The organism is Fulvivirga imtechensis AK7, from assembly GCF_000331535.1.
Lineage (GTDB): Bacteria > Bacteroidota > Bacteroidia > Cytophagales > Cyclobacteriaceae > Fulvivirga > Fulvivirga imtechensis.
The window spans coordinates 1-1629 of sequence record NZ_AMZN01000130.1 but is presented as its reverse complement, the minus strand read 5'-3'; the positions used below and the strand labels follow the sequence as shown (position 1 = coordinate 1629).

Sequence of the window (1629 nt, the reverse complement as noted above, 5' to 3'; positions counted from 1 at the left end):
GAAAAGAGTGACTACCAGGAGATACAGCCGGTTCCGGAGCAGGAATACTATGATGTATCCCACGGGCAGAAACGTATTTGGTTACTATACCAGATGGAAGAGGAACAGATAGCCTATAATATGCCTCATGCATTCTCACTGAGTGGTCCGGTTAATGGTCAGGTGCTTCACAGTAGCCTGAATATACTGGTCGACCGGCATGAGAGCCTTCGCACCACCTTTAAACTTGTGGATGGTGAGGTTAAGCAATATATCCATGGTAGCGTAGAATTTGATTTGGAAGAGTATGACTGGCGTGGAGAAGAAGATCGGGATACTCGTGTTCGTGCGCTTATAGAGTCTGAGGCCACACGGGTTTTTGATCTGGAGCATGGGCCATTGATCATCGGTAGGCTGGTACAATTGGAAGACGATCATTATGTATTTACGCTGACCCTTCATCACATCATATCTGACGGCTGGTCTAATGAGTTGCTGATCAATGAACTGATCACGATTTACAGTGCAGTTGGTCAGGGGGATCCTGTTCCCCTGCAGCCGTTAAGGATCCATTACAAGGACTATGCTTTGTGGCAGCATGAGCAACTTCATGGAGAGAACTATGAAAAGCATGAACAGTACTGGCATGATCAGTTCAGCGGAGAGATTCCGGTTCTTGAGCTTCCTGCAGACCGTGTACGGCCTCCGGTCCAAACGCATCGGGGAGCCAGTTGTGGTACTTTCCTTGACAGTGAGATTACGAGAGGCTTACGTCAAATGAGTGAAAAGACGGGCAGCAGTATGTTCATGTGCCTGTTGGCGAGTGTGAAGGCTTTTCTGTACCGCTATACAGGTCAGAGGGATATGATAATAGGTACACCTGTGGCAGGTCGTGTTCACCCAAGCCTTGATGCTCAGGTTGGATTTTACGTTAATACGTTAGCGATCCGGACCCAGTTCGAAGGAAGTATCGGCTTTGAAGACCTGCTTTACAAGGTAAAGGAGAATGTATTGTCGGCCTTTGAGCATCAGGTTTACCCGTTTGATAAGCTGGTGGATAGCCTGTCACTGAACCGTGATATGAGCCGTTCGCCCTTGTTTGATGTGATGGTCATTTTGCAGAATGCGCACAGCGGTCAGCAGTCCCGTACAATGGAAGATGTGGTTGTAGAGGAGCTGATTCCGGAATCGGAGAGTAGTAAGTTTGATATTACATTCAACTATAATGAGATAAAAGATGGCGAGGAGCTGTACCTTTCGTTGGTATATAATCCGGATCTTTTTAATGCTTCACGCATTGAAAGGATGCTGGAACACTACAAAGCCATGCTTACTGTCCTGAGTAGTGAGAGCCAGGTGGGATTAGAGAAGCTGACATTTATCAGTGAAGAGGAGCGACATCAGTTGCTGGAAGTTTTCAACGATACTACGGCTGCCTATCCTGAAGAAAAGACCATTCACCAGCTAATAGAGGAGCAGGTAGTGAAAAGTTCTTCTAAGGCTGCGGTGATATTTGATGACAGGAATCTGAGCTATGAAGAACTCAACAGAAGATCCAATATGCTGGCCCATTTACTGTGCGACCGTTACGGGATAGCGTCCGATGATTTGATAGGACTTATGGTACCTCGCAACGAAGAGATGGTGGTG

Annotated in this window: 1 protein-coding gene; it reads left to right on the top strand. The window is 46.8% G+C overall.

Annotated features, from left to right (window positions below):
• A partial coding sequence (locus tag C900_RS26575) for a condensation domain-containing protein (RefSeq protein ID WP_157494261.1) occupies positions 1 to 1629 on the top strand: 1629 nt, incomplete at both ends.